Origin of the sequence: Agrobacterium sp. NPDC090273 (genome assembly GCF_044772305.1) — a bacterium.
In the GTDB taxonomy this organism is placed as follows: Bacteria; Pseudomonadota; Alphaproteobacteria; order Rhizobiales; family Rhizobiaceae; genus Agrobacterium.
Genome location: NZ_JBIVYN010000012.1, coordinates 29,379 through 55,248 on the forward strand (window position 1 = coordinate 29,379; position 25,870 = coordinate 55,248).

24 protein-coding genes are annotated in these 25,870 nt (G+C 57.2%); 9 read left to right on the forward strand and 15 right to left on the reverse strand.

The window, feature by feature from the left end:
- Positions 1–2: 2 nt before the first annotated feature.
- Complete coding sequence (locus ACIQT8_RS23685) at positions 3–1,304, reverse strand: amidohydrolase family protein (RefSeq protein ID WP_400970531.1); 1,302 nt, start codon at positions 1,302–1,304, stop codon at positions 3–5.
- A 232-nt stretch (positions 1,305–1,536) separates the two neighbouring features.
- Here ACIQT8_RS23685 and ACIQT8_RS23690 point away from each other — a divergent pair, with 232 nt between their 5' ends.
- Positions 1,537–2,181 (forward strand): TetR/AcrR family transcriptional regulator, encoded by a 645-nt coding sequence (locus tag ACIQT8_RS23690; RefSeq protein ID WP_400970534.1) that lies wholly within the window; start codon positions 1,537–1,539, stop codon positions 2,179–2,181.
- Between the two features lie 87 nt (positions 2,182–2,268).
- Here ACIQT8_RS23690 and ACIQT8_RS23695 read toward each other — a convergent pair whose 3' ends face one another.
- Genes ACIQT8_RS23695 through ACIQT8_RS23715 form a run of 5 tightly spaced genes read right to left on the reverse strand, consistent with a single transcriptional unit; the run spans position 2,269 to position 5,967 of the window.
- A complete protein-coding gene (locus ACIQT8_RS23695) occupies positions 2,269–2,943 on the reverse strand; it encodes a 4-carboxy-4-hydroxy-2-oxoadipate aldolase/oxaloacetate decarboxylase (protein ID WP_262527350.1) in 675 nt (224 codons plus the stop codon).
- Between the two features lie 17 nt (positions 2,944–2,960).
- Positions 2,961–3,692, reverse strand: coding sequence for an amino acid ABC transporter ATP-binding protein (locus tag ACIQT8_RS23700; protein ID WP_138793772.1), 732 nt, complete (start codon positions 3,690–3,692; stop codon positions 2,961–2,963).
- Complete coding sequence (locus tag ACIQT8_RS23705) at positions 3,689–4,399, reverse strand: amino acid ABC transporter permease (RefSeq protein ID WP_400970539.1); 711 nt, start codon at positions 4,397–4,399, stop codon at positions 3,689–3,691. Before ACIQT8_RS23705 ends, ACIQT8_RS23700 begins: the two co-directional genes overlap by 4 nt.
- The gene (locus ACIQT8_RS23710) at positions 4,399–5,097 is read right to left on the reverse strand and encodes an amino acid ABC transporter permease (RefSeq protein ID WP_138793770.1); all 699 of its coding nucleotides are present in this window, start codon (positions 5,095–5,097) and stop codon (positions 4,399–4,401) included. The genes ACIQT8_RS23705 and ACIQT8_RS23710 overlap by 1 nt, the downstream gene beginning before the upstream one ends.
- Positions 5,098–5,130: 33 nt before the next feature.
- Entirely contained in the window at positions 5,131–5,967 is an 837-nt protein-coding gene (locus ACIQT8_RS23715) for a transporter substrate-binding domain-containing protein (RefSeq protein WP_400970543.1), read from the reverse strand.
- A gap of 124 nt (positions 5,968–6,091) precedes the next feature.
- Here ACIQT8_RS23715 and ACIQT8_RS23720 point away from each other — a divergent pair, with 124 nt between their 5' ends.
- Positions 6,092–7,042, forward strand: coding sequence for a LysR family transcriptional regulator (locus tag ACIQT8_RS23720; RefSeq protein WP_400970546.1), 951 nt, complete (start codon positions 6,092–6,094; stop codon positions 7,040–7,042).
- Here ACIQT8_RS23720 and acnA read toward each other — a convergent pair.
- The 8 genes from acnA to ACIQT8_RS23760 form a co-directional block, all read right to left on the reverse strand.
- The gene (acnA, locus tag ACIQT8_RS23725) at positions 7,030–9,651 is read right to left on the reverse strand and encodes an aconitate hydratase AcnA (protein ID WP_400970549.1); all 2,622 of its coding nucleotides are present in this window, start codon (positions 9,649–9,651) and stop codon (positions 7,030–7,032) included. The two genes, ACIQT8_RS23720 and acnA, sit on opposite strands and share 13 nt — an antisense overlap.
- 160 nt (positions 9,652–9,811) lie before the next feature.
- Positions 9,812–10,696: a GntR family transcriptional regulator gene (locus tag ACIQT8_RS23730; protein WP_138793766.1), complete on the reverse strand. Its 885-nt coding sequence runs from the start codon at positions 10,694–10,696 to the stop codon at positions 9,812–9,814.
- 86 nt (positions 10,697–10,782) lie between these two features.
- Positions 10,783–12,282, reverse strand: a complete 1,500-nt coding sequence (locus ACIQT8_RS23735; RefSeq protein ID WP_400970554.1) for a tripartite tricarboxylate transporter permease — start codon at positions 12,280–12,282, stop codon at positions 10,783–10,785.
- Between the two features lie 8 nt (positions 12,283–12,290).
- Positions 12,291–12,764: a tripartite tricarboxylate transporter TctB family protein gene (locus ACIQT8_RS23740; protein WP_400970556.1), complete on the reverse strand. Its 474-nt coding sequence runs from the start codon at positions 12,762–12,764 to the stop codon at positions 12,291–12,293.
- 52 nt (positions 12,765–12,816) lie between these two features.
- The gene (locus ACIQT8_RS23745) at positions 12,817–13,713 is read right to left on the reverse strand and encodes a Bug family tripartite tricarboxylate transporter substrate binding protein (protein WP_400970559.1); all 897 of its coding nucleotides are present in this window, start codon (positions 13,711–13,713) and stop codon (positions 12,817–12,819) included.
- A gap of 172 nt (positions 13,714–13,885) precedes the next feature.
- Positions 13,886–14,023: a hypothetical protein gene (locus ACIQT8_RS23750; protein ID WP_400970562.1), complete on the reverse strand. Its 138-nt coding sequence runs from the start codon at positions 14,021–14,023 to the stop codon at positions 13,886–13,888.
- A gap of 57 nt (positions 14,024–14,080) precedes the next feature.
- Complete coding sequence (locus tag ACIQT8_RS23755; RefSeq protein WP_400970565.1) at positions 14,081–15,361, reverse strand: MFS transporter; 1,281 nt, start codon at positions 15,359–15,361, stop codon at positions 14,081–14,083.
- A 385-nt stretch (positions 15,362–15,746) separates the two neighbouring features.
- The gene (locus tag ACIQT8_RS23760; protein ID WP_400970568.1) at positions 15,747–16,082 is read right to left on the reverse strand and encodes a winged helix-turn-helix transcriptional regulator; all 336 of its coding nucleotides are present in this window, start codon (positions 16,080–16,082) and stop codon (positions 15,747–15,749) included.
- A 79-nt stretch (positions 16,083–16,161) separates the two neighbouring features.
- Here ACIQT8_RS23760 and ACIQT8_RS23765 point away from each other — a divergent pair, with 79 nt between their 5' ends.
- Entirely contained in the window at positions 16,162–17,205 is a 1,044-nt protein-coding gene (locus tag ACIQT8_RS23765; RefSeq protein ID WP_400970571.1) for an NAD(P)H-binding protein, read from the forward strand.
- Between the two features lie 15 nt (positions 17,206–17,220).
- Here the strand turns inward: ACIQT8_RS23765 and ACIQT8_RS23770 are convergent, their stop codons facing one another.
- A complete protein-coding gene (locus tag ACIQT8_RS23770; protein ID WP_400970574.1) occupies positions 17,221–17,931 on the reverse strand; it encodes a ribonuclease activity regulator RraA in 711 nt (236 codons plus the stop codon).
- A 189-nt stretch (positions 17,932–18,120) separates the two neighbouring features.
- On the opposite strand from ACIQT8_RS23770, the gene ACIQT8_RS23775 reads away from it, so the two are divergent.
- The 6 genes from ACIQT8_RS23775 to ACIQT8_RS23800 all read left to right on the forward strand — a co-directional run bounded on the left by ACIQT8_RS23775 (position 18,121) and on the right by ACIQT8_RS23800 (position 25,868).
- Positions 18,121–18,909 carry a GntR family transcriptional regulator gene (locus ACIQT8_RS23775; protein WP_246705182.1) on the forward strand — a complete coding sequence of 263 codons (789 nt, stop codon included), beginning with the start codon at positions 18,121–18,123 and terminating at the stop codon, positions 18,907–18,909.
- Between the two features lie 34 nt (positions 18,910–18,943).
- Positions 18,944–20,059, forward strand: coding sequence for an ABC transporter ATP-binding protein (locus ACIQT8_RS23780; RefSeq protein ID WP_400970577.1), 1,116 nt, complete (start codon positions 18,944–18,946; stop codon positions 20,057–20,059).
- Positions 20,056–20,985, forward strand: a complete 930-nt coding sequence (locus tag ACIQT8_RS23785; protein WP_138791417.1) for a sugar ABC transporter permease — start codon at positions 20,056–20,058, stop codon at positions 20,983–20,985. Before ACIQT8_RS23780 ends, ACIQT8_RS23785 begins: the two co-directional genes overlap by 4 nt.
- Positions 20,986–20,995: 10 nt before the next feature.
- On the forward strand, positions 20,996–21,877 hold the full coding sequence (locus ACIQT8_RS23790; RefSeq protein ID WP_138791418.1) for a carbohydrate ABC transporter permease: 882 nt from the start codon (positions 20,996–20,998) through the stop codon (positions 21,875–21,877).
- Between the two features lie 60 nt (positions 21,878–21,937).
- Positions 21,938–23,467 carry an extracellular solute-binding protein gene (locus tag ACIQT8_RS23795; RefSeq protein WP_400970761.1) on the forward strand — a complete coding sequence of 510 codons (1,530 nt, stop codon included), beginning with the start codon at positions 21,938–21,940 and terminating at the stop codon, positions 23,465–23,467.
- A 70-nt stretch (positions 23,468–23,537) separates the two neighbouring features.
- Positions 23,538–25,868, forward strand: a complete 2,331-nt coding sequence (locus ACIQT8_RS23800) for an alginate lyase (protein ID WP_400970582.1) — start codon at positions 23,538–23,540, stop codon at positions 25,866–25,868.
- Positions 25,869–25,870 lie beyond the last annotated feature (2 nt).

Sequence of the window (25,870 nt, forward strand, 5' to 3'; positions counted from 1 at the left end):
TCTTACACGGCAGAGGCTTCGACCGGCGCATAACGCCAGGGCTCGACAACGGAAGGACGCCCTTCAAGTGAGAGGTTTGTCACGCGCGGCGCCGTTTCGGCAATGACCTTGCCGCGACGCACCACCGCCAATCGGTTTGACTTCAGGCGGATCGCCTCGATGGTATCACGTGCTTCCAGCAGAACTAGATCGGCGTTGCAGCCGGGAGCAAGACCGTAACCTTCAAGGCCAAACACCTTGGCAGGGTTTTCCGTTATCGCCTGGAAGCAGGCTTTAACCGCATCACGGCTCGTCATATGTCCGGTATGGACGGCCATGTGGGCGACTTCCAGCATGTCGGCGTTGCCCATGGAGTACCAGGGGTCCATCGTTGAATCGAGACCGAAAGCAACGTTGACACCAAGCGCCATGAGTTCCGGCACACGCATCATGCCACGCCGCTTCGGGTAAGTGTCGTGCCGGCCCTGCAAGACAATGTTCGCAAGCGGATTGGGAATGCAATGAACCTGCGCCTCGGCGATGAGAGGCAGGAGTTTCGAGGCATAATAATTGTCCATCGAATGCATCGAGGTCAGATGCGAGCCGGCGACGCGACCCTGTAGACCGAGACGCTGCGTCTCATAGGCAAGCGTTTCGATGTGGCGTGACATCGGATCGTCTGTCTCGTCACAATGCAGATCGACCATCAGACCACGTTCGGCGGCAATCTCGCAGAGCGCTTTCACCGAAAGCCGACCGTCGTCCATGGTCCGCTCGAAATGCGGGATACCGCCGACAACGTCAACGCCCATGTCCAAAGCCCTGGTCAGGTTTTTCGAAGCTGTCGCAGACCGATAAAAGCCATCCTGAGGAAAGGCGACAAGCTGCAGGTCCAGATAATCCTTCACAAGGTCACGCACCTCGATCAGCGCTTCCACGCCAATCAGCCGGTCATCGCAAACGTCGACATGCGAGCGAACCGCGAGCAACCCTTGTGATACAGCGAGATCGCAGTAGCGCAATGCCCGTTCAATCACCGCATCCTTTGTCAGCAACGGTTTCAGTTCACCCCAAAGCTGAATGCCTTCGAGCAGGGTGCCTGACCGGTTCAGTCTGGGCGTACCAAGCGAAAGCGTGGCATCCATATGGAAGTGAATATCGATAAAAGGCGCCGTGACCAGCCTGCCGCCTGCATCTATGACGCGGCCGGCTTCGGCTGTGATGCCGCTTTCCACTGCAACGATCTTTCCGCCTGAAACGGCGATATCGACACCAGTGCGATCATCAGGGAGGTTGGCATTTTTCACGAGAAGGTCGAAAGTCATCGTTCGGCTCCGAACATGTTGGTGGTGTCGCTTCCCTGACAAGCCGATTTCTCTCTTGGAGCGGCCATTCTTTTAAACTCAAACTAGAGCTATTCTGACCAAACCGTCAATTTTTAGAACACGATTTTCAACGGGAAATTCGGCCTTTCGCGCCTATCGACCAAACCGCGCTTGAGCTATATCGAAGCAGAAAGCGAAGACGGGGCGTCTCCGCGCATTTCAGGTGATCCACATGCCTAGAGCGGCACTCAAGCTTGATGAAAAAATCCGCGCCCGCAACATCAGGCTCATTCTCGATGTTGCGACGGATGTATTTTCGCGAAAGGGTTTCGAAGGCACGCGAATTGCGGAAATCGCCGAACTGGCTGAACTGCCCAAGGCCAATATCTATTATTATTTTTCCTCCAAGGAGGAGATCTATTCAGAGATCATCGCCAGCCTGATCGCCGGCTGGGACGATGCGTTGGCCAATATTCGCGCAGAGCGCGACCCGGCCGAGGCCCTGCGGGACTATATCATCGCAAAACTCGATTACACGGCAAGACATCCGCGCGAATCCCGCCTCTTCGCCAGCGAAATCATCCAGGGCGCACGTTTCCTGAGCCGCAAGGATCGCCAACACATGCAAGCTGCGACCGACGAACGGGTTGCCGTCCTTGAGGAGTGGATAAGCGAAGGACGCATGGCGGCAATCAATCCACGCCATCTGCTCATCATGCTCTGGGCGACAACCCAGTTTTACAGCGATTTTTCGCCGCTTGCCTGCGATGCGCTCGGACAGAACAAACTCAAACGCCGTGACTTCACAACCGCCGCAGAAACCATCGTCCAGACGGTTCTTGGCGGCGTCATCCCGGCACACAGCCCATCTGCCTGACCCTCACTCCCGCCGGTCCCTGTGCCACAAAAATGCCTGCAGGCCGAGGGCTCACAGGCATTTTTGAGCAAAATGTATCGGCGTCGATCAGGCGCCGACAACCAGACCCTTTGCCTTCAGCACCGGCTCGAGATTGCTGACCTCGACCACGGTCTTGCCGGCTTTGTAGGCGGCGATGTAACCGGCTTCGGCATCTTCGCGCGCCTGCGAAAGCTTGGCGACTTCGGCAACTTCATCACGACGAACAACAACAAGACCGTCGGCATCGCCAACGATAACATCGCCCGGATGAATGATCTCGCCGCCGACGATGATCGTGTCGTTGGTGGTGCCGATCGTTTCCTTGACGGTGCCCTTGATGCAGGTGCTCAGCGAAAACACCGGAAAACCGAGTTCGCGAAGCTGCAGCGTATCGCGCACGCCCGTATCGGTCACAAGACCGCCGATACCCTTGGCAAGGCAGGCATTGGCCAGAACATCGCCGAACGAACCGGCTTCTTCATATTCACCGGCGGATACGACGATGATATCGCCCGGCTTGGCGTAATTGATCGCAAGCTGCAGCATGATGTTGTCGCGCGGCGAGGACTTCACCGTGAAGGCAGGGCCACAGAGTTTCATGCGGTAGTCGACCGGCTTCAGACGCGACGACAGCGCACCACGACGGCCCTGAGCCTCATGGATCGTTGCCGGAGAGAACTTCGAAAGAGCCTCCAGATCCTCCTTGGACGGACGTGCGGGAATATCTTTGATGTGAGACATATTATCCTCCTGCTATTTCAGTGATTTTTACGGACGGCGGACAGAAAGTTCCGGACATCCTGATGCGCTTCATCGGAAAAGAACTGCGCCGGTTCGGCATCGAAGGTGAGTGTGCCGTTGCGCAGGAACCAGATGCGGTCCGCCACTTCACGGGCAAACCCCATTTCGTGTGTGACGCACATCATGGTGATGCCGTCGGCTGAGAGTTCACGCAGCAGCTTCAGCACCTCACCGACCATTTCCGGGTCGAGTGCGCTTGTCGGCTCGTCGAGAACCAGCACTTCAGGTTTGAGGATCAATGACCGCGCAATAGCGACGCGCTGCGATTGGCCGCCGGAAATATCGGCCGGCAACGAATTCGCCTTGTCTGCCAGACCGACACGCTCAAGCATCTGCAATGCGGTTGGACGTGCCTGGCTGCGTGATTGCTTGCGGATGCGCAACAGCGGCAACATGACGTTTTCGACCACCGACAGATGCGGGAACAGATTGAACTGCTGGAAGACGAAACCGATGCCACTGCGCAGCACGTTAACATCCACATCCTTCGCGTAGATGTCGCGACCAGACAGCGTGATCGTCCCCTTCTGGATGGGCTCCAGCCGGTTGACCGTGCGGATCAGGGTCGATTTTCCCGAGCCGGACGGACCGCACAGAACGGTCGTCGTTCCCTTGGCAACCGTTGCACTGACATCACGCAGAACCTGGACAGCACCATACCATTTCGAAACATTCTGAAACTCGATCATGCCACAGCCTCCACAACAACCTGACCTGTTCTGCGCGAGGAGATCCGGCGCTCGAGCCAGTTGGTGAACTGGCTAAGGGTGAAGCAAAGGATGAAATAGACCGCGGCAAGGATGCCAAATATCTGCAGCGGCTTGGTTACCTCGTTGGAGTTGACCTGGAGCATGACGTAGGAGAGTTCGGAGACGGCGATAATCGAGCCCAGCGACGATTCCTTGATGATCGTCGTCAACTGATTGACGATGCCGGGAATGACGTTGAAGATCGCCTGCGGCAGGATGACCTTGAAGGTCGTCGGGATGTAACCGAGGCCAAGTGCGGCTGCGGCTTCCCGCTGTCCCTTGGGCAAACCCTCGATGCCGGCGGCAATGATCTCACCGAGATAGGCCGCCTGATAGATGACGATGGCAACGATCAGCGTGAAGGTGGCGTCGATCGGAAAACCGATGATCATCGGCACGGCAAAATAGGCCCAGAAAATCAGCATCAGCAGCGGAATGGCGCGTACACTGTGAACGAAGCCGCTCGCAATCGATTTCAGGATGCCCGGCTTTCCCGTTCTGGCAAGCGCAATCAGTACGCTGCAGGGGAAAGTCACGATGAGGCTGGCAAAGGAGATGATCAACGTCATCGCCAGTCCACCGAGCTTGCCGTGCGGATATTCACCGATGAGCAGAAGAAGCCAGTATTCTCTTATGATTTCCAGCATCACTTCACCCTCAACTCATAACGCTTGGAGAGGATCGACGAGAGCCACATGATCGCGAATGAGATGAGCATGTAGATTGCCGTGGCGATGCCATAGGCTTCGAAGATGCGGAACGATTGCTCTTCAATGTAGCGGGCCTGATAACTGAGTTCGGCAACACCGATGGCAGCGGCAAGGCTCGTTCCCTTGAAAAGGATCAGTGTCTGGCCGAGCAGGGCCGGCAGGGCCAGTCGCCACGCCTGCGGCAGGATCACCCAGCACATGGCGCCGAGATAGGTCAGACCGATCGAGCGGGCTGCCTCCATCTGGGCAGGATGGATCGACCGCAAGCCACTGCGGAAATCCTCGGACATATAGGCTGCCTTGTTGAGGGCAAGCGCAACGATGGCGTATCCGATCTCCGCACCGATGTCGTTCAGGTAGTCGTTGACCGCGTCCGGCAGGACGACCGCAAATCCGAAGTACCAGACAAAGAGCTGGATAAGCATCGGCACGTTGCGGTGATATTCAACGAAGGCAGCGACAAGAAACTGTGTCGGTTTGAACTCGATTGCCCTGACAACGGTCAGAATGACCGCCAGAACCAGACCGATAATCCAGGAGAAAACGAAAACCACCATCGTGGCCTGAAGTCCCTCCAGAATGAGTTGGAGATACTCACCCTGGAGGACTTTACCAAAGTCGAATTGGTAACCCATAAAAGTTGACCCGTATGCCGTATGCTATGGAGATCAGTTCGTGAACCAGCTTTCCTGCGGCTTTCCGAACTCGAACTTGCGCGTTGCCTTCAGGTCGGAATCCTTGCCCAGCCACTTGTCGAAGAGTTTCTGACCTTCGCCATTGGTTTCCAGTTCAGCCAGGAATGCGTTTGCCTGCTTGACCAGTTCAGGCGATCCCTTGCGGAAACCGAAGCCGGACGGCATCGACAGGAGCGGTTCGTCGAGGAAACGCAGCCCCTTGATCTCCGTACCCGCGTTGCGTTGCACGGCCTTGCCTTCGGAATAACGATAAACGGTTGCTTTCACCTTGCCCTGCTGCAGAGCGAGGAACGAGGCGGCGCTCGTTTCGAACGACAGAATGCGTGCGTCGCGCAGGCGCTTTTCCGTCAGCGGGATCAGCACTGAACCCTTGACCAGTCCGATGCGCTGACCAGAGAGATCGGCCACCGCCTTGATGTCCGACTGATCGAGCACCACGAAATTGAAATCTTCAGCGATATAGGCGCCGCTGAAATCCACCTGCTCGGCGCGTTCCTTGCTGTAGCTCAGGAGGGATGACAGAATGTCGACGCGGCCTTGGGTCAGCTCAGCCATACGCGTCTGCGGCGACACAGCGGTCATCTTGGCGCTGACACCGAGATATTTCGCGAACATGCCGCAGATCTCGATTTCATAACCGGCAGGTTCACGGGTCTTCGGGTCCTGGAAGCCAAGCGGCGGCGAATTGGTCAGAACACCGCAGTTCAAAACGCCGGCCTTCTTGATATCGTCAAGCTGCTCGGCCGCAGCAACGGTCGAGAAAAGCGCCGCGCCAATTGCGGCGAGTGTCATAAGCTTTGCAAATTTCATGTGTTCCTCCTTGGCAGCGCTTCCTCTCGCTGCATGAGAAACGTAGGCCAAGGCTGCTATTCCAACAAATATATATTGCAGATACTTGTTATAGCTTTATGGTATGACCTCATCGGAGGATGAAATGACCCTTGATCTGTTGAAAATGCGCTACTTTGCCAAAATCGCGGAACTCGGATCATTCACGAGAGCATCGCGCGAATTAGGCGTTGCCCAGCCACCGCTCAGCCTGCACATGCGTTCACTCGAAGAATATCTGGGTGTCCTGCTGCTCAATCGCACCTCGCGCGGCGTTGTTCTGACCGATGCAGGTCAGACACTGCTGTCACATACCCAGGCAATCCTGCGTGCGGTCGAACAGGCTGAGGCAGCGACAAGAGAGCGGGCCAAAAACCCCACAGGCGAGGTATCGCTCGGTATTCTCAGTTCGCTGTCACCTATTCTCTCCGTACCTGTGTTCGAAGCCTGCGAAAAAATGTTCCCGCAGATCCGCCTGACCATCAGCGAAGGCGACAGCCAGACGCTTCGCGCGGCAATCGATACCCGTCTTTACGATCTTGCCGTCAACCTGGTAGACGCCGCCAAGGCAGCCTCAGTTCCGCTCTTCGACGAGCGGCTTTATGCGGTTGGCCCGGTCGGTGCGTTTGACGGCGACCAACAGCAGATCGCTGTCGAACAGGCACTGTCCCTGCCGCTGATCATGCCAACCCGACGCCACGGTATCCGCGTCTTGCTCGAGCGACAGGCCCTGATGCTCGGACGCGACCTGAACATCGTTCGTGAAATTGAAGGCCTGGCCAGCACCAAGGCCGCCATTCGCGCCGGGCTGGGTTTCAGCATCCTGGGCAGAGGCGCTGTTCATGCCGATGTGCAGCAGGACACACTTGCCGCCATACCCGTTTCAAGCCCCGATCTCTCCCGCCGCCTGATCCTCGACATGCCGGTCGATCACCCACCAACACGCGCGATGATCGAAGTGCGCAATATCCTGATATCGGTCATAAAGTCGCTGGGCGACCAAGGCCATTGGACATGCCTTCAAGTGTCGCCCGCAAAGGCGCCTCAGGCACTTTGAAGCGCACGCTTCCTGTCTGGCACCAGCCCCTGGAGGATAAGTGGCAACACACCTCCGGCTCTGAGGATATTGATCTCGGCACCTGTCTCGATCGCTGCCGTTGCTTCAAATGTGACAGCGCTTCCGTCATGACGCTTGATGGTAATCTTGATCGGGCAACGCGGCGAAATTGATGCCGGATCGGCGCGAACGATGACCACATCCTCGGCCTGCAATGAGAGGTCCTTCTGTTTCACCGTCTCCGGCAGGCGCAACGGCAAGACACCCATACCAATGAGGTTCCAGCGATGAATCCGCTCGAAGCTGGTTGCCAGAACGGCACGGACACCAAGCAGGGCGACGCCCTTTGCCGCCCAGTCGCGTGAAGACCCCATGCCATACCGTTCGCCAGCAATCACGACGACAGGCCTTTGCTCGGCTTCATATCGTTGCGCCGCATCCCAAAGCGACAGCACATCCCCGCTGCCCGCATGTACCGTTGACCCCGGAGGAATATCGGATGCGAGCAGGTTTCGAACCGTTTTGTTCGTGAACAGGCCTCGGATCATGACTTCCCAATTGCCACGCCGGGATGAAAAGACATTGAGATCGAGGGGATTTTCGCCGTGCTCGACAAGATGCCTGCCCGCCTGTCCCTTCGCCGCAATCGCTCCTGCGGGGGAAATGTGATCGGTGGTGATGTCGTCACCGACCACAAGGATAGGCGTTGCCTCGTAGTGACCAAGCCGTGTTCCGTTGCCGAAGCTGGCAAATGGCGGACGTCGGATATAGGTCGATGCGTCATCCCAGGAAAAGAGCGTTGTCGTTGGGGCCGGTAGCTGTTTCCAGGCTTTGCTGGCTTCTGCCGCCTCATAAGCGGGTGCAAAATCCTCAGCACTTGAGGCCAATGCCAGGGCCTCGTCAATCTCGGAAGCACTCGGCCATATCATCGACAGGGTAACGGGCGTCCCGTCAGCCGACACGGCAATTGGATCGACAAGGATATCGATTTCACAGGTGCCTGCGAGAGCAAAAGCGACGACCATCGGCGGGGACGCCAGGAAACCGGCCTCCAGTTGCGGGTGGACGCGCCCCGGGAAATTTCGGTTTCCCGAGAGCACGGCAACGGGAAGAATGGCACGGTCAACCATGGCTTTGGCGACCGGCTCAGTCAGTGGGCCGGAATTGCCGATACAGGTGGTACAGCCGTAACCGACAATCCCGAACCCGACAGCCTCCATTTCGGCAAGCAGGCCCGAGCGGAGAAGATAACGCTCGGCCGTCGGCGAACCAGGGGCCGTGGAGGTCTTGACCCAATGGGGTGGACGCAGACCATAGGAATTTGCCTTGCGTGCCAGAAGGCCGGCGGCAATAAGCAGACGTGGGTCAGAGGTGTTGGTACAGCTCGTGATCGCAGCGATCGCCACAGCCCCGTCATTTGGCTGGCCATTGATGGATACGGCGCCCCCCGGCTTTTTCATAAGCTTGATGGCATTGCGCGTTTCGCTGATGGCAATCCGATCTTGAGGACGGCAGGGACCGGCCAGGCTCGGTTCAACCCTGGCGAGGTCGAGTTCCAGGATAGAACTGTAACGCGGGTTGGCATCCGGATCGAACCAGATTCCAACGCGTTTCGCGTAGGTTTCCACGAATGACACGTGCTCTTCGGTTCGCCCGGTTCTTAGCAGGTAATCGACCGACTGCCGATCGATGGGGAAATAACCGCTATTTGCGCCGAATTCCGGCGTCATGTTGGCCACAACAGCACGGTCTCCCGCAGTCAGGTTCGAGACGCCGGGTCCGTAGAATTCGACGAACTTGTCCTGAAGATCGATCTGGCGCAGCAGATGGGTGACAACCAGCGCCAGATCTGTAGCGAGCACGCCGTCCCGGAGCGCACCGGCCAGGCGGACGCCAACAACCTCCGGAACGCGCAATGCGACTGGCATGCCGAAAAACACGCTTTCAGCCTCAAGGCCACCGACGCCCCATGCAAGAACACCGATGCCGTTGATCATCGGGGTATGGCTGTCGGTGCCGATCAGGGTATCGGGAACTGCCCATAATTTGTCGTCACGACGCAACGGCGTGGCCACCGTCGCAAGACGTTCGAGATTGAGTGTATGCATGATCCCCGTTCCCGGCGGATGCACACGGAAACCGGACAGCGTATTGGTAGCCCACTTCATGAAGCTGTAACGTTCCGCGTTGCGGTCATACTCGCGGGCCATGTTTCGGGCGAGCGAAGCCGTGGTACCGAAAACATCAACAGCCAGCGAATGATCGGTGGAGACATCGACCGGCACGACGGGGTTCAAAAGAGCAGGATCACCGCCTGCCTCAGCCAGGGCCGAACGCATGCCGGCGATATCGACAAGGGCGGGTCCACAGGTCGTGTCGTGCATGAGGACCCTGTTCGGCAGGAACGGAATTTCGACATCGCTCTCGCCGGTTTCCAGCCACTGCATCATCGCAGCCTTGGCACGCGGCGCATCCTCACCAGCGGTACGAAGAACATTTTCGAGCAGGATACGGTGGATGTAAGGCATCCGGACCAGACAGTCCCCCGCCTCCTGAGGAAGATCGATGATGGTGTAACTGACACCATTGATTTCTGCATTGGCAGGCATTCGGACTACCTCATTGAACCATCACGTCGCAGCCTCCTCCCGAGGCAATGCCTTTCTACATATTATAATTATAAAATGCAATTTTATTTATTCCGAGAAGTCAGAATTTTGGGGCGGTTGAAAAAATTGAGGACGTGAACCCGAGGGAGTGCCGAAGCGATCAAACCTTGGGAGACTTGATGCGACCGGCACCCATGATGTGGGTGTAAAGAAAGGCCGCTGCTTCATTGCGACGCCCGTCTTCAAGCAAGTCGAGGATTTGCAGATGCTCCACCGTCTGTCGGGGAAGGCGGCTTCTGTCGATCGTGATGTGGTATTCGATCAGGCGGCGAAGCCGATTGATACGCTTGATCGATTCCAGGAAAAACTCATTTTGCGAGCAGGCAACGAGCATCTCGTGGAATTCGTTGTTGGCGCGAAAGATTTCCGCGCGCGACCAGGTTTCGAAACCGCCATCGCGCAACCGCATCTGGACATCACGCGCCCGCTTTACGCCTTCCAGATTAAGCTCGAAGCTTGGCAGTAGCATTGCCTGCTGTTCCACAACAGCGCGAAACGCATAGCCGTCCTCATAGCTCTTTTTTGACGTCAAAGCCGGAGTGAACATCCAGCCATTGCCGGGAAGGCGCTCCATCCAGCCCTCTTCGGATATCCGCCTGAGCACACGCAACAACCTGGTTCTCGGCACATCATAAAAGCGCATCAGCTCGTTTTCGCTGACACGATCCTCCAGCTTGCCAGAAAGCCGATCTTCCGCGATGCGGAAATAGACGGGATCATCGCCCTCATCGTCGGCGCCGCCTGAAGGTTCTGCTAGGTCGAGATCCTTATGGTCAATGGCAAGAAAATAGCCTCGGTTCGATTCTGCCCTGACAACGCCTTGCGTCTCGAGATGTTTCAGGGCGCTCATGATCGGCGCACGGGATACCCGGAAGGCGTCAGCGAGCATCTGCAAGGGCAGATGATCGCCTTTCGCCAACTCATTCGCCCTGACGTAATCGACGATGCTTCCGGTGATCTGTGGAGTGAGGCTTTTACGCGCCATTGAACCTGCTCGTTGGTGAACTCCGTTCTTGTATCATTGCCACGACAGGCGCAACAGTCGGCAACCTTGTTGGCCGCCGATCCCTATCAATCCTCGTCCTGCTGGAACTTCGAAAGTCCACGGAAGACGAACGGGGCGACCAGAGCGATAATTGCGATGGCGATCATGATCCCGGAACTTGGATGCTGGAGCAGGATCATCGGGTCGCCGAGGCTCATCTGCATGGAGCGCCGCAATGCGCTGTCTGCCAGAGGACCGAGGATCAGTCCGACGACAGCCGGAGCGATGGGATAGTCAAATTTCCTCATCAGAAAACCGACGACACCAAAACCGGTCAGCAAGAGAAGCTCGACCACCGAGGGATTTGCGGCAATCGTTCCCATTGAGGCAAAGACGAGGATGCCCGCATAGAGCCATGGCAGCGGGATGGCCAGCAGCCTGACCCAGAGGCCCACCAAGGGCAGGTTCAGAACAAGCAGCATGACGTTGGCAATGAACAGGCTCGCAACCAGACCCCAGACAAGATCCGCGTGCTGGGTAAAAAGAAGCGGGCCCGGCTGGATATTATACTGCTGAAATCCAGCCAACATCACCGCTGCCGTGGCTGAGGTTGGAAGTCCAAGCGTCAGCAACGGGACGAGTGTACCTGCGGCAGAGGCATTGTTTGCAGCTTCCGGACCAGCCACGCCTTCAATCGCGCCGCGTCCGAATTCCTCGGGTTTCCTGGTCAGTTTCCGCTCGACATTGTAGCTCAGGAATGTCGGGATTTCAGCCCCGCCGGCCGGTAACGCACCGATCGGAAATCCAATGACGGTCCCACGCAACCACGGTTTCCACGAGCGGCTCCAATCCTCCCTTGTCATCCAGATCGAGCCTTTCACGGGCATCGGCTTTTCAGGCTTATACAGATGTCGTGAGGCAACAAGCAGCGCTTCGCCGATTGCAAACAAACCAACGGCAAGCGTCGTGACTTCGACACCATCGAGCAGTTCCGGGATGCCGAATGTCAGACGGGCCTGACCGGTGAGCTGGTCGATGCCCATCAACCCGAGCCACAGACCGAAGGCAAGACTGGTGAGGCCCCTCAACGGCGATGAACCAAAGGTTGCCGATACCGTGACGAAGGCGATCAGCATCAGACCGAAATAGTCCCAGGGACCGAATTTCACGGCGATCTTGACCAGTATTGGCGCAAGGAAGGCGAGCCCCACCGTCGCAATCAATGCGGCGACGAAAGAGCCGATCGCCGCCGTCGCCAGCGCCGGCCCGCCGCGGCCGGATCGGGCCATCTGATTGCCCTCGAGCGCGGTCACCACCGATGCACTTTCGCCCGGCGTGTTCAGCAGAATTGCGGTGGTCGAACCACCATACATGCCGCCGTAATAAATCCCGGCGAACATGATGATCGACCCGCCTGGGTCCAGTTTGAAGGTCACAGGCAGCAGCAACGCAACTGTCAGCGCCGGCCCGATTCCCGGAAGAACGCCAACCGCGGTTCCGATGATGACGCCGACCGCCGCATAGATCAGATTGGCGGGCTCGATCGCGGTCGCAAAACCCTGAAGAAGAAAGAGGATGGAATCCATGGCTGGCCTCAGAACAATCGCTCAAGCGGACCTTGCGGCAGCGCGAGCGTCAGCAACTTGTTGAACATCAGGAAAATCAGAAGGCCAATGAAGGCGCCAAGACAGATGTCCTTGAAAAACGCGCGGCGTCCGAAACCTCTTGCCGTAAAAGCAAAAAGCAGGGTCGATCCGAGGATAAAGCCACCACCAGACCAGACCGAGCCGATCAGTCCGGCAAGCGCCAGACCGACCCAGCCAACCGCTTTCCAGTCGACGGCTTCCTCGTCGATATCGGCAGGCTTGAAGGCGCTGATAAAATGCCCGAGCGCAAGAACGAGAAATAGCAGCGCGACAAAATACGATGCAGCATTGGCGCCCATGCCGTACGTTGCCCGCACCTTCATCTGGGTGGCGTCCCAATAGGTGATGACAGAGATTGCGAGCAGGATGATGGCGACAACCGCTGCGGGGCGGTTCGCTATGGAAGGTGTTCTGGATGACATGATTTTCCTCATCTGCGGAAAGCGACCTGAGGCCGCTTCCCGCCTGCCAGGCCTAGTTCGCAAGCCCGATGGACTTCAGGACGTCATGAACACGTTGCGTCTCGTAGCTGATAAAGGACTGAAACTCATTGGATGGTGCGTAATAATCCGCCCAACCACGGGTTTTGAGGACCGTCTTCCATTGCTCCGATTTCACCGTCTTTTCGACCGCGGCTTTGAGCGCATCGAGATCCGGGCCTTCAACGCCGGGGCCTGCAAAGATGCCGCGCCAGTTCACGAGTTCGATGTCGAGCCCTTGCGCCTTCAGCGGCTTGGCTTCGATACCCTCAATGGGTTCGGGATAGGAAATTGCCAGCGCGCGCAGATCACCTGATTCAATCTGCCCCTGCCATTCGCCATAACCTGAAACACCGGCAGTCGCCTGCCCGCCCAACATCGCTGCGAGCGATTCACCACCACCGGAGTAAGCGACATAGTTGACCTGCGCGGGATCAGCGCCGGCAGCCTTCGTGACGAGCGCTGCGAGAATATGGTCGGCGCCGCCGGCAGAACCACCCACCCAGATCGTCTTCGCCACATCGGTTTTGATCTGAGCCTGCAGATCAGCCATCGTCTTGATTGGCGAATCCTTGGGAACAACGATGACCAGCGGATCGCCTGTCAGACGCGCAACAGGAGTTACCTTCGTCAGGTCGACCGGGGAGTTATTGGAGATGCTGGCGCCGACAAGGGTAATGCCTGCAACCAGCAACTGCTTCGAGCTTCCTTTGGCAGATCCGATGAATTGAGCAAGCCCCACAGTGCCACCCGCACCGGGTACGTTGACGACCTGCACACTCTTGGCCGCCCCGGTTGCCATCATCACCTCCTGCAATGAGCGTGCTGCAGAGTCCCAGCCACCACCAGCACCCGCCGGAGCCATGATGTTCAACTCGAGGCTTTCGGCCATCGAGGCTCCGCTCGCCGATAGGAGTGCTATGCCAGTCGCGGCCGCCAGAATTAGTCTTTTGAATTTAAACACTGCAACGATCCTCCCTGTTGCAATTGGCCCGCCTCCCGGACCGCAATAAGGAAAAACTGCATTATATAATGATAAAAGTAAATATGGCTGGACGAAATTTTCATCTCGTCACGAACTGTACGCTGACCTGCCCTGTGACAATCAGGATCAGATTGGTGGTCACGGGATGGCTGGTCGGGCCGGAAACAGGGCCGACGGATTCAGGGGGCGTGCCGGTGACCGGTTCCCGTTTGCGCAAGGAAGCCGCGCTCAGCCGACCGTAACGAACGGTCGACTGAACCGCTGCGAGAAGCCGTCAGGACTGCTGGGCCTGCCACATCTCGTCCGCTCGGTCGTGATCCAGGACACCCTGGACCATTTCGTCGGTGACGCGAATTTCCGCACCTGTCGGCGACATCGCTGTCGCCGGCGCAAAGGGCGCGACCGGCGTGGACTCCGGCCGGGCGCCACGACGCCAGATGAAGAACAGCATCAGCAGGAGATTGAGGAAGGCAAGCGACCAGAACAGCCCTGGCGCTCCGAAGCGGCTCATCGCGGCGGAAATTGTGATCGGGCTGATTGCCGAGCCGATCGAATTGACGAGAAGCATTCCCTGGATCATCGGCACAAGAGAATCCACCGAAGCGCGGTCTGCAGAGAAACTGACGGAAACAGGATAGATCGCAAAGATACCGCCACCCAGCAGGAAGAGCGTGATCATCAGCGTCGTCGTATTATGGGGAAGCCAAAGAACAGCCGCGCAGAGCGCCAGACACAGGGCCGCGAGAGTGATGAGAACGACGCGACGATCCTGCTTGTCGGACCATCGCCCGACTGGATATTGCAACACCATTGCCCCCAGAATGACGTAGGCCATCATCTTTCCGATCTCATCCACCCGCAGGCCTATGTTCTGCAGATAGAGCGGAAACAGTGTGTAGACGGCTGCGATCGCGATCCCCGACCCAAAACAGCCGACCACGCCGCTCGGCGACATTTGAAATAGTTGCAAAGGCTTGAGCGCCTCTACCCGCTCCATCGTCGGCATTTCCCGCGGCAAAATAACGATGGGCAGCACCGACAACGCTGCTAGCATGGCTGCAACGATGAAAGGGGCTGCGTCTCCGAGACCACCAACCGTGCCGAGAAGCGCCTGACCGAGAGCGCCTGCGCCATAGAAAGCGATCATATAGAGGGCCAGAAACCGACCGCGAACGCTCTGATCCGATGCCAGCAGTAGCCAGCTTTCAATGACCAGAAAGACACCGACGGTGGTCCAGCCATAGATCAACCTGGCAAATAGCCAGACCATCCAGTCATTCGACAGAACCTGCATGAGAATGCAGACCACACCAAGCGACGCGAAACTGCCATAGGCGCGAATGTGGCCAATCCGCACAATCAGGCGGTCATGAAACATTGCGCCGATCGTCAGACCGACGAAATAGGCGGAGGACACGATGCCAATCATGGTCGGCGAGGCGCCACCGGCGTCAAGACGCAACGTGGTAACGGAAGACAGGAAGCTGTTGCCAACGCTGAGGATGAAGAGGCCGAGAAGCGGCGCCATCACCGTTGCCAGGATTTGCCTAGACATGGAGTTCTCAATTTTTTTGTTTTTGGAGGATGGCGACGCCGATTTAGGGCCTGTCACCTTGCCGTAACGACCCGAAAGGCCGCCGGCGACTGTCCCGCGTCATCGACACGGCTGTCAGCGCACTGATATCTGGCTTTTTACACAGCAATCAATCCAAGGCTGGTTCCGACAGATCCTCCGCAGGAGGCTGTCTTGAATGTTCAAAATTCGACGCTTGTTTCGTCTGAATACGACCAGACTTCCTGCCTGAAAGCGACATCATGATGGCCAAATTGCGTCCTTTCGCCATCTCGATCTCCGCCCTCAACAACCGGGCAGCATCAAGCTGAAAATCCCGAGGCGCTAAAGCGGGAGTGAACACCTTTCCTGATCCCGAAACTCCGCCTCAACGCGCCCAGTCGTAAACCTTCTGCAGCATAGCAGAGACGTCTCGTCCCATGTCTGTCAGGGCGTAGGTTGTTCGGCGCGGAAAGGTTGATGCAGACGAGCGCACGATCAACCCTCTTTCGACAAAGCCCGCAAGACGATCCGTCAACACCTTCGCAGTGATGCCAGGCAGAGCGTCCATCAGATCCGAAAAGCCATGGTCCCGATCCGAGAGACGCCACAGGATCAACGCGCTCCACTTGTGTCCAAGAAACGTCAGCCAATCCTCGACAGGACATTGGGACGGACTGGTCGGAAATGCCGGTTCTTCCCGTTTGGATAGTTCAGAGGCCATCTGCTTTGTCTGCCAGGCGGATCAATCGATTCGCCGGAACATAGTGTTTTCGGCGGCGTGCGAAAAGGCAGAAGGTCAGATGGAAAATATCAGTCAGAACAGGCCGGGCATTCTCGTTGTCGGCGGATACGGTCACGTCGGACATCAGATCGCGCGCCGTCTAACCGACGATAGCCGTTTCGATGTTCGGATCGCCGGGCGAAACAAAACGAAGGCGAAGGCTGTCGCGGCAAACCTCCGATGCGACGCCGAACAGATCGATCTGGGGGAGCCCAAAAGCTGGAACGCCGCACTTACGGGCATCACAATCGTCATCGTATGCATAGACCAGGCCGACACACGTTTTGTCGAATACGTTTTAAATCGTGGCCTTGCCCTTATCGACATCACCGCGGACGACATGTTCTTCCAGAAGGTCGAACAGCTCCAATCGACCACGAAGGCGCACGGGGGCAGAGCGCTCCTGTCTGTTGGTCTGGCACCCGGGCTTACAAATCTCATGGTAAAGGCCTGTGCCGAAAAACTGGATTCTGTCTCGCAAGCCCGCATCGGCATTCTTCTGGGCATCGGCGATAGCCACGGGCCTGCAGCCATTGACTGGACGCTTCGAAACTTCAAATCCGCGCGCATTGAAAATCTGCCGTTCGATCGAGACGGGCGAAACTATCCGGCGATACCCTTCGATTTTGCCGATCAGCATGTCCTTCGCCGAACACTTGGTATCGGTGACGTGCGTACGCTCATGACATTCGATAGCCCCGCCATCAGCAGGTTGCTGTTTCTCCTGCTTCCCTTGGTTGCCAGTCGTCCACGTCTGCGCGATCTGACCAGAAATTGCATGATGCGTTTCCGGCTCGGTTCCGATCGCGCCGCGCTCTATGTAGCCGTGGAAGGAACACGAAACGGCATAGGGTTTCAGCGCTCAATCCGCCTTGAGGGAAGGCAGGAGGCCGCGATCACGGCATTGATGGCGGCAGAGACGGCGCGTCTGTTGGTCGATACCTCCATTCCAGCAGGCATATGGCATATCGATCAGGTCTTTTCGATCGAGCGATATGCCCACCACCTTGCGACTGAAGGCGTTTTCGTTACCGGGATCGATGAGCAATTGACGCGCCGATAGGCGGCCAATAACAGCTCACCGCCCGTTTGCTTCACGCCATTTGGCAAAGAGCGCGAGATTGTTCTCCTCCGTCGCCGGATAGAGCCCGATGATGGTGTGCCCTTCCTTGACCCTTTCGACGACGAAATCCTCGTAAGCTGTCATTTCGACCGCTTCATCGGCAATCTCGTCGGCGATTTCCGCCGGAATGACGATCACGCTGTCGTCGTCGCCCACCATGATATCGCCCGGAAACACCGCAACATCACCGCAGCCGATCGGCACGTTGATATCGATCGCTTCATGCAGCGTCAGATTGGTCGGGCTGGATGGCCGGTGATGATAGGCGGGTATATCCAGTTCGCCGATCGTCATCGCATCACGAAAACCACCATCGGTAACCACCCCTGCCCCGCCACGCACCATCAGTCGGGTGATGAGAATATCGCCGGCCGACGCCGCACGGGCATCCTTGCGGCTATCCATGACCAGCACATGGCCTTCCGGGCAGGTTTCGATCGCATGGCGTTGCGGGTGTTTCGGATCACGGAACACCGTCATCGGATTGCGATCCTCCCGCGCCGGCATATAGCGTAGGGTGAAAGCGGGGCCGACCATGTTGCGGCCCTTCGGCCGCACCGGCCGAACGTCCTGGATCGTCTGGGTTTTCAGTCCGCGCTTGTAGAGCGCCGAGCAGAGCGTGGCGACGGATACACCCATCAGCTTGTCACGGGTTTCGGATTTCATCGTTCCTCCTCGATGTGTGTTTTACGCATGAACTTTGCGGTCTCTGCCCTCCAGGCTGAGGCCAAAATCAGCAGCAGCTGGAAATTTCTTCGATGGCAATCATTCATGCCGTTGCCGTGATGCGCTTGACTCGCAAAAAAACAACAGATATGTCAAGTTCAATTCTGATATCTCAGTTTGGTAATTGATATGTCTAACGCAATCGAATTTCCATCGCTGCCGCTCTCTGATCTCGTGACCCCACGCGATTTGCCCGAGGATGGAAACATGACCAGTCGCGTGCATGCGCTCCTTCGCAAACTGATTGTCGAGGTGAAGCTGCTACCGGGACGAGCCCTTTCTGAAAAGGAAATCGCGGCGCTCCTGCATGTCAGCAAGACGCCGGTGCGCGAAGCGATCATTCGCCTAGCCGAAGAAGGTTTCGTTACCGTCGTGCCACAAGGCGGCACCTATATTTCGCCGATTGATGTGCAGCGTTACATGGAAGCCTGCTTCATCCGATTCAAGCTCGAAGAAGGCGCCGTCATCGAGGCAACGAAGCGGCATTCGCTTGAAGACATTGCCCGGCTGAAAACATGTCTTTCCCAGCAGCGCATCGCAGCCGACGATGAAGAGTTCACGGATTTCTTCCTGCTGGATGAAGAGTTTCACCGTACGATCTTTGCCGCAGCCCGACTGCCCGGCGCCTGGAGCGTCGTCAACCAGGCCAAGGGCGAAATGGACCGTATGCGACACCTGAAGCGGGTGTTTGCGGTTCGCCGCACCGAGAAGGTGATCGAGGAGCACGAAGCGATCGTAAACGCGATCGAATCCGGCAATGTCGAGGCGGCACACGAAGCCATTCAGCGTCATCTCGGATCACTGGAATCCAAGATAGCGGAACTCTCCAAGAACCCCAAAATCTGGACCTTCATCGAGCAGGTCAACACACGCGTCACGAGGAAGCGTGTGCCACGAGGAGCCAAGGCCCCCGCCTGACGGAACATTCAAGGCTTTTGAGGAGGGGCCTTTCATGTCTGCAGTTCAAATCAACGATGTCGTCAAGCGTTACGGCGCTCTCGAAGTCGTCCATGGCATCAATCTTTCCATTCAACCGCAGGAATTCGTTGTGCTCGTCGGGCCATCGGGATGCGGAAAATCCACCACTCTGCGCATGCTTGCCGGGCTGGAAGATATCTCCGACGGCACCGTCTCCATCGACGGTCGGGTCGTTAACAAGATCGCTCCGAAAGACCGCGATGTCGCCATGGTGTTCCAGAACTATGCGCTCTATCCGCATCTGAACGTCGCGGAAAACATCGCCTTCGGCCTGCGTGTCCGGGGTGAAAAAAAAGATGTGATCGACAAGGCCGTTGCCGAAGCCGCACAGATCCTCAGCCTGACTGAGTATCTGGGGCGCAAGCCTGCCGACCTTTCCGGTGGCCAACGCCAACGTGTTGCGATGGGCAGGGCGATCGTTCGCCGCCCCAAGATTTTCCTCTTCGATGAGCCCCTCTCCAATCTTGATGCCAAATTGCGCACCCACATGCGTGCCGAAATCAAGCAACTGCACAAGCGCATGCAGGCGACCAGCGTCTACGTGACACACGACCAGGTCGAGGCGATGACGCTGGCGGACCGCATCGTCATCATGAACCGCGGCAACATCGAGCAGGTCGGGTCGCCGATGGAAGTCTTTCTTGAGCCGGCGAACACATTTGTGGCGAGCTTCATCGGCTCGCCGCCCATGAACCTTTTCGACGCGACGATCGACAAGCAGGATGGCCGCGCACAGGCCGTTATCTCGGGTGACGTGGCACAAAGCCTGACAATCCCCGAAGCCTTTGCCCGGAACGCGACGCAAGGCCAGTCGGTGAAACTCGGCATCAGACCGGAAATCATGTCCGTGAAAGTCGGCGATGGGCAGGAAGTGCTCAATTGCAGCATCGACCTCGTTGAGCCTCTCGGTGCCGAAGCACTGTTGCACGGCAAGGCCAATGGCCAGTCCTTCATCGCCAAGGCTGAGACGCTTTATGCCGATCACGCCCTCAACGGCGTTACCCGGCTCGGAATCGATACGGCACGCATCCATGTCTTCGACGCCGCGAGCGGCCGGTCTCTCAAGACCACCAGCGGGGCAAAGTCATGAAACAGTATCTTCAGGAGTCGCTCCACGATCTCTGGGAAGATGTGCGCCGCGACTGGCAGCTCTATTTGCTGCTTGCACCCATGGCCATCTGGTTTGCGCTCTTTCTCTACAAACCGATGTATGGCCTTATCATCGCCTTTCAGGACTTTTCGATCTTCCGTGGCATCGAGAAAAGTCCCTTCGTCGGCTTTGCCAACTTCATCGAGCTTTTCCAGAACGACATGTTCGTCCGTGCCTTCTGGAACACCATCACCATCAGTGGCCTCGGTCTGATCTTCGCATTTCCGGTCCCGATCATTCTGGCCCTGATGTTCAACGAAGTTCAGAGCGAAATCGGCAAGCGCTGGGCCCAGACGATCGTTTACCTTCCCCACTTCATTTCTGTGGTGATCGTTGCAGGCATCGTCATCAACTTCCTCTCGCCCTCCATCGGCATCGTCAATCTTCTGCTGAAGGGCATCGGGCTTGAACCGATATACTTCCTCACTCAACCCGAATGGTTCCGACCCGTGTTCATCGGCTCGTCGGTCTGGAAGGAATCGGGGTTTGAATCGATCGTCTATCTGGCAGCAATCGCCGGTGTCAGCCCAACCCTATATGAATCCGCACGGGTCGATGGGGCGTCACGCTGGCAGATGATGTGGCGGATCACGCTGCCCTGCATTCTGCCCACGATCGTCATCATGCTGATTATCCGTATCGGCAACCTGGTCGAGGTCGGTTTCGAATACATAATCCTTCTTTATCGCCCTTCCACCTACGAGACGGCAGACGTCGTTTCGACCTTCATCTACCGCACCGGCCTGCAGGGCACCCAGTACGACCTGGCCACGGCCGCCGGCCTGTTCAATGCGGTGATCGCTTTCGTCCTGGTCTATTCGGCAAACCGCATCAGCCGAAGAGTCTCGTCGACATCGCTTTGGTGAGGAGCTGAAAATGAAAAACTTCAATCTCTATTCGCGCGGCGACAAGATTTTTGGCTGGGCCAACGCCATTCTTCTCGGACTGTTCGTTCTGTCTACGCTTTATCCCTTCATCTACGTGGCGGCTGTTTCAATCTCGTCCGGCGCTGCCGTAACCGCAGGCCGCGTAACGTTGTGGCCGGTCGATGTGACGCTCGCAGCCTATGAGCACGTCCTGTCCGACAGAATGTTCTGGATCGCTTACGGCAACACATTCATCTACACATTCGGCGGCACGTTCATGAGCCTGCTGATCATGATCCCCGGCGCTTATGCGCTGTCGCGCAAGCGTCTGCGCGGCCGCACCTTCTTCAACATCGCCATTGCCTTCACGCTCTGGTTCCACGCCGGCATGATCCCGTTCTTCCTGAACATGCGCGATCTTGGCCTGCTGGACAGCCGTTTCGGCATCATCATCGGCTTTGCAGCAAGTGCCTTCAACGTCATTCTGCTGCGCAACTTCTTCGAGGCGGTCCCAAAATCCTTCGAGGAAGCCGCCAAGATGGACGGCGCCAGCGAGCTGCAACTGCTCTGGAAGGTGTTCATTCCGCTTTCCAAACCGGCCATCGTTACCGTCGCTCTGTTTTGCATCGTGTCGCGCTGGAACGGATATTTCTGGGCCATGGTCCTGCTACGTGGGGAGGAGAAGATCCCGCTGCAGGTCTATCTGAAACGCGTCGTCGTCGATCTCAATTCGAACGACGAATTCGCCTCGAGCCTGCTGACCGCCCATTACTCGTTCGAGACCGTTACATCCGCGATCATGATCGCGTCGATCATCCCCGTCCTCATCATTTACCCCTACGCGCAGAAGTATTTCACGAAGGGAATTCTGCTGGGCGGAGTCAAAGAGTAGCAGCACAAGGGAGGAGAACCTGTGAGAAAACTACGAAAAGGCGCGCCCCTTCTGGCGTTGATGACAGCAGCGACAATGGCCTTGCCGGCCTTTGCACAAGATGCCGGCAAGATATCCGAAGACCCGTTGGAGCTGACAATCCATTTCCACTTCCGCGACAAATACGTCTATTCGGAAAAGTGGCCGGTGGAGCAGAAAGCTGCGGAGATCACCAATATCCACGTCCGCAACGTCGCATCGCTGGCGACGACCAGCAGTCGTGATGCCTTCAACCTGTTGATCGCCTCGGGGGATCTTCCCGATATCATCGGCGGCGACGCTTCCGGCGGCCTCAAGGAAGACTTCATCCGCTACGGTCTTGAAGGAGCCTTCATCCCGCTCGACGAGCTGATCGAGGAACATGCACCAAACCTGAAAGCCTTTTTCGATAGCCACAAGGACATTCGCAATGCGATTTCCGGGCCGGACGGCAAACTCTATTTCATTCCATATGTGCCAGACGGGAAATATTCGCGCGGCTGGTTCATCCGCCAGGACTGGCTCGACAAGCTGGGACTGAAGCAGCCCGAAACGCCGGAAGAGGTCTACGAGGTCCTCAAGGCGTTCAGGGACAAAGACCCGAACGGCAACGGTAAAAAGGATGAAGTTCCGTATTTTGCGCGTGAGGAAATCGATGCGGTCCGTCTCATCAATCTCTGGGACGCCCGTGTTTCAGGGTCCGAGCGTTACGGAGACTTTGCCGTCTATGACGGACAGCTCCGCCATCCCTGGGCTGAAGAGAACTACAAGGTTGGGATTTCAAATGTTGCCAAGTGGTACAAGGAAGGCCTGATCGACAAGGAGATCTTCACCCGCGGCGCCCGTTCGCGTGAATATCTTCTTGGCAACAATCTCGGTGGCATGACGCATGACTGGTTCGCCAGCACCTCGACCTATAACGACGCCCTGTCGCCAAAGATCGAAGGTTTCGCGCTGAAGCCAATGCTGCCGCCCAAGACCGTATCGGGTCAACGCTTCGAGGATGCGCGACGGCTGCGTGTTCAGCCCGTCGGCTGGGCAATTTCGGCCACCAACGAACACCCGGTCGAAACGATCAAGTACTTCGATTTCTGGTTCTCGCAGCAAGGCCGCATCCTGTCGAATTTCGGCGTCGAGGGTCAAACCTTCGAAATGGTCGACGGCAAGCCGCAGTTCAAAAAGGAAGTGCTGGAGAACAAGGACCCGGTGAACGCCCAGCTTTGGGCCGTCGGCGCCCAGGTGCCGCGCGGCTACTGGATGGACTACGAATACGAGCGCCAGTGGACCAACAAGATCGCGCTGGAAGGCATCGATCTCTACGACAAGTGCAACTGCCTCAAGGACGAGTTCATGGGCGTGTCTTTGAACGCCGAGGAAAAGGCGACCTTCGACCGTTACTGGCCGAGCCTTCTCACCTACATGACCGAGATGCAGCAGACATGGGTGCTTGGCGCCCAGGACGTCGATACCGGCTGGGATGCCTACAAAAAAAGGCTGACAGCGCTCGGTTACGACGAGGTCATCAAGATCATGCAATCGGCCTACGACCGTCAGTACAAGGCGGCACAATAACACTGTCTATCATGATGGCGGCCCTGTCGCCGCCATCCTTTCCCTTTGCTTTTTAAGGAGTTAGAGCGCAATGCGTCCCTCTGCCTCGGCGATTGCCAGACAAGCTCATCTCGATGAACCGCGCCCCGGTTCCTTGACCATTGGTTACATGCCGAGCGAGCAAACACCGCCCACCGAGAACCCGCCGCGTTTTTCCTGGCTGCCCGATATCGATGATGGCGCACGCTACGTTCTGCGCATCTCGACCGATCCCGGATTTTCAGACGCGAAGACGCACACATTCGAAGACCTCGCCTGGAATTTCTTCACACCGGATGAAGCCCTGGCGGAAGGTCACTATCATTGGACCTATGCCCTCTGGGACCAGAATGCTGCAGCGCCCCTTTCCAACTGGAGCAAGGTGCGCAGTTTCGAGATCGTCGCGGCACTGCCCAAAACACCGGTACCCAGCAGGGCAACCCGTCATGAGGCTGCCCACAGATCCCATCCGAGGCTCTGGCTCAATCCCAATCAGTTGAAAGTCTTCGCCGACGCCGTCGCCAAAGACCCTGACCATTGCGGCTGGACCGACTTTTTCGAGAAGTCGGTAGAACCCTGGATCGACCGGCCGATCATGCCAGAACCGCAGCCTTACCCGAACAACATCCGCGTCGCGGCGCTGTGGCGCCAGATGTATATCGATTGCCAGGAAGTGATTTACGCAATCCGCCATCTGGCGATTGCCGGTCGGGTCTTGGGACGGGAAGACCTTCTCGATAAAGCCCGAGACTGGCTGTTATCCGTTGCCGCCTGGGACCCTAATGGCGCAACATCGCGCGCCTATAACGACGAGGCCGGGTTCCGTGTCGTTGTCGCCCTCGCCTGGGGTTACGACTGGCTTTACGACCATTTGAGCGCAGACGAACGAGAGACCGTCAGAAATGTGCTGCTGCGCCGGACGCGTGAAGTCGCAGACCACGTGACAGCCCATGCACGCATTCACGTCTTCCCTTATGACAGCCACGCCGTTCGTTCGCTGTCTGCCGTCCTCACCCCCGCCTGCATTTCTCTGCTTGGGGAAAGCGATGAGGCCGGCGAATGGCTCGACTATACAGTTGAGTTCCTCGCCACGCTTTATTCGCCATGGGCGGGAACAGATGGCGGCTGGGCCGAAGGGCCGCATTACTGGATGACCGGTATGGCCTATCTCATCGAAGCCGCCAACCTGATCCGCTCCTATATCGGTTACGACCTCTACCAGCGGCCGTTCTTCCAGAACACTGGACGGTTCCCGCTTTACACCAAGGCGCCCGGCACCCGCCGCGCCAATTTCGGTGACGATTCCACCCTGGGCGATCTTCCCGGACTGAAGGTGGGTTACAATGTGAGGCAGTTTGCAGGGGTGACCGGCAACGGTCATTACCAATGGTATTTCGATCGCCTCAAAAATGATGCGGCCGGGACGGAAATGGCCTTTTACAATTACGGTTGGTGGGATCTGAATTTTGATGATCTGGTCTATCGCCATGATTACCGCCAGGTCGAGCCCGTCTCGCCGGCTGACCTGCCAGCACTTGCGGTGTTTGACGATATCGGCTGGGTAACCATCCAGAAACATATGGAAGACCCGGACCGGCATCTGCAGTTCGTCTTCAAATCGAGCCCGTATGGATCGCTCAGCCACAGCCATGGCGATCAGAATGCCTTTGCGCTTTATGCCTATGGCGAAGACCTTGCGATACAGTCGGGCTATTATGTCGCCTTCAATTCACAGATGCACCTGAACTGGCGCCGGCAGACACGCTCGAAAAATGCGGTGCTGATTGGTGGCAAAGGCCAATATGCGGAGAAAGACAAGGCGCTGGCACGGCGGGCCGCGGGTCGTATTGTATCCGTGGAAGAAAAGCCCGGTCATGTTCGCATCCTTGGCGATGCAACGGCCGCCTATCAGGTTGGAAATCCGCTGGTCCGCAAGGCAGAACGCGAAATCCACTTCGTCAACGACAGCTATTTCGTGTTTGTCGATGAGGTCGAGTGCGAAGAACCCCAGGAACTGCAATGGCTCTGCCATACACTCGGGGCGCCGCAGACCGGTCGATCGAGTTTTCGATACACAGGCAAGAAAGCGGGTTTCTACGGTCAGTTCGTCTTCTCGTCGGCAGGCACACCGCAAATCACAGCCATTGAAGGATTTCCCGAGATCGACCCGAAGGAATTCGAGGGTCTCGATATCCATCATCACGTCTGCGCGACTGTCCCGGCCTCAACCCGGCATCGCCTGGTCACCCTTCTAGTGCCCTACAGCCTGAACGAACCGAAGCGGATTTTCAGCTTCATCGACGATCAGGGTTTTTCGACAGACATCTACTTCAGCGATGTCGACGACGAGCGTTTCAAGCTCTCCCTTCCCAAGCAATTCTAGTC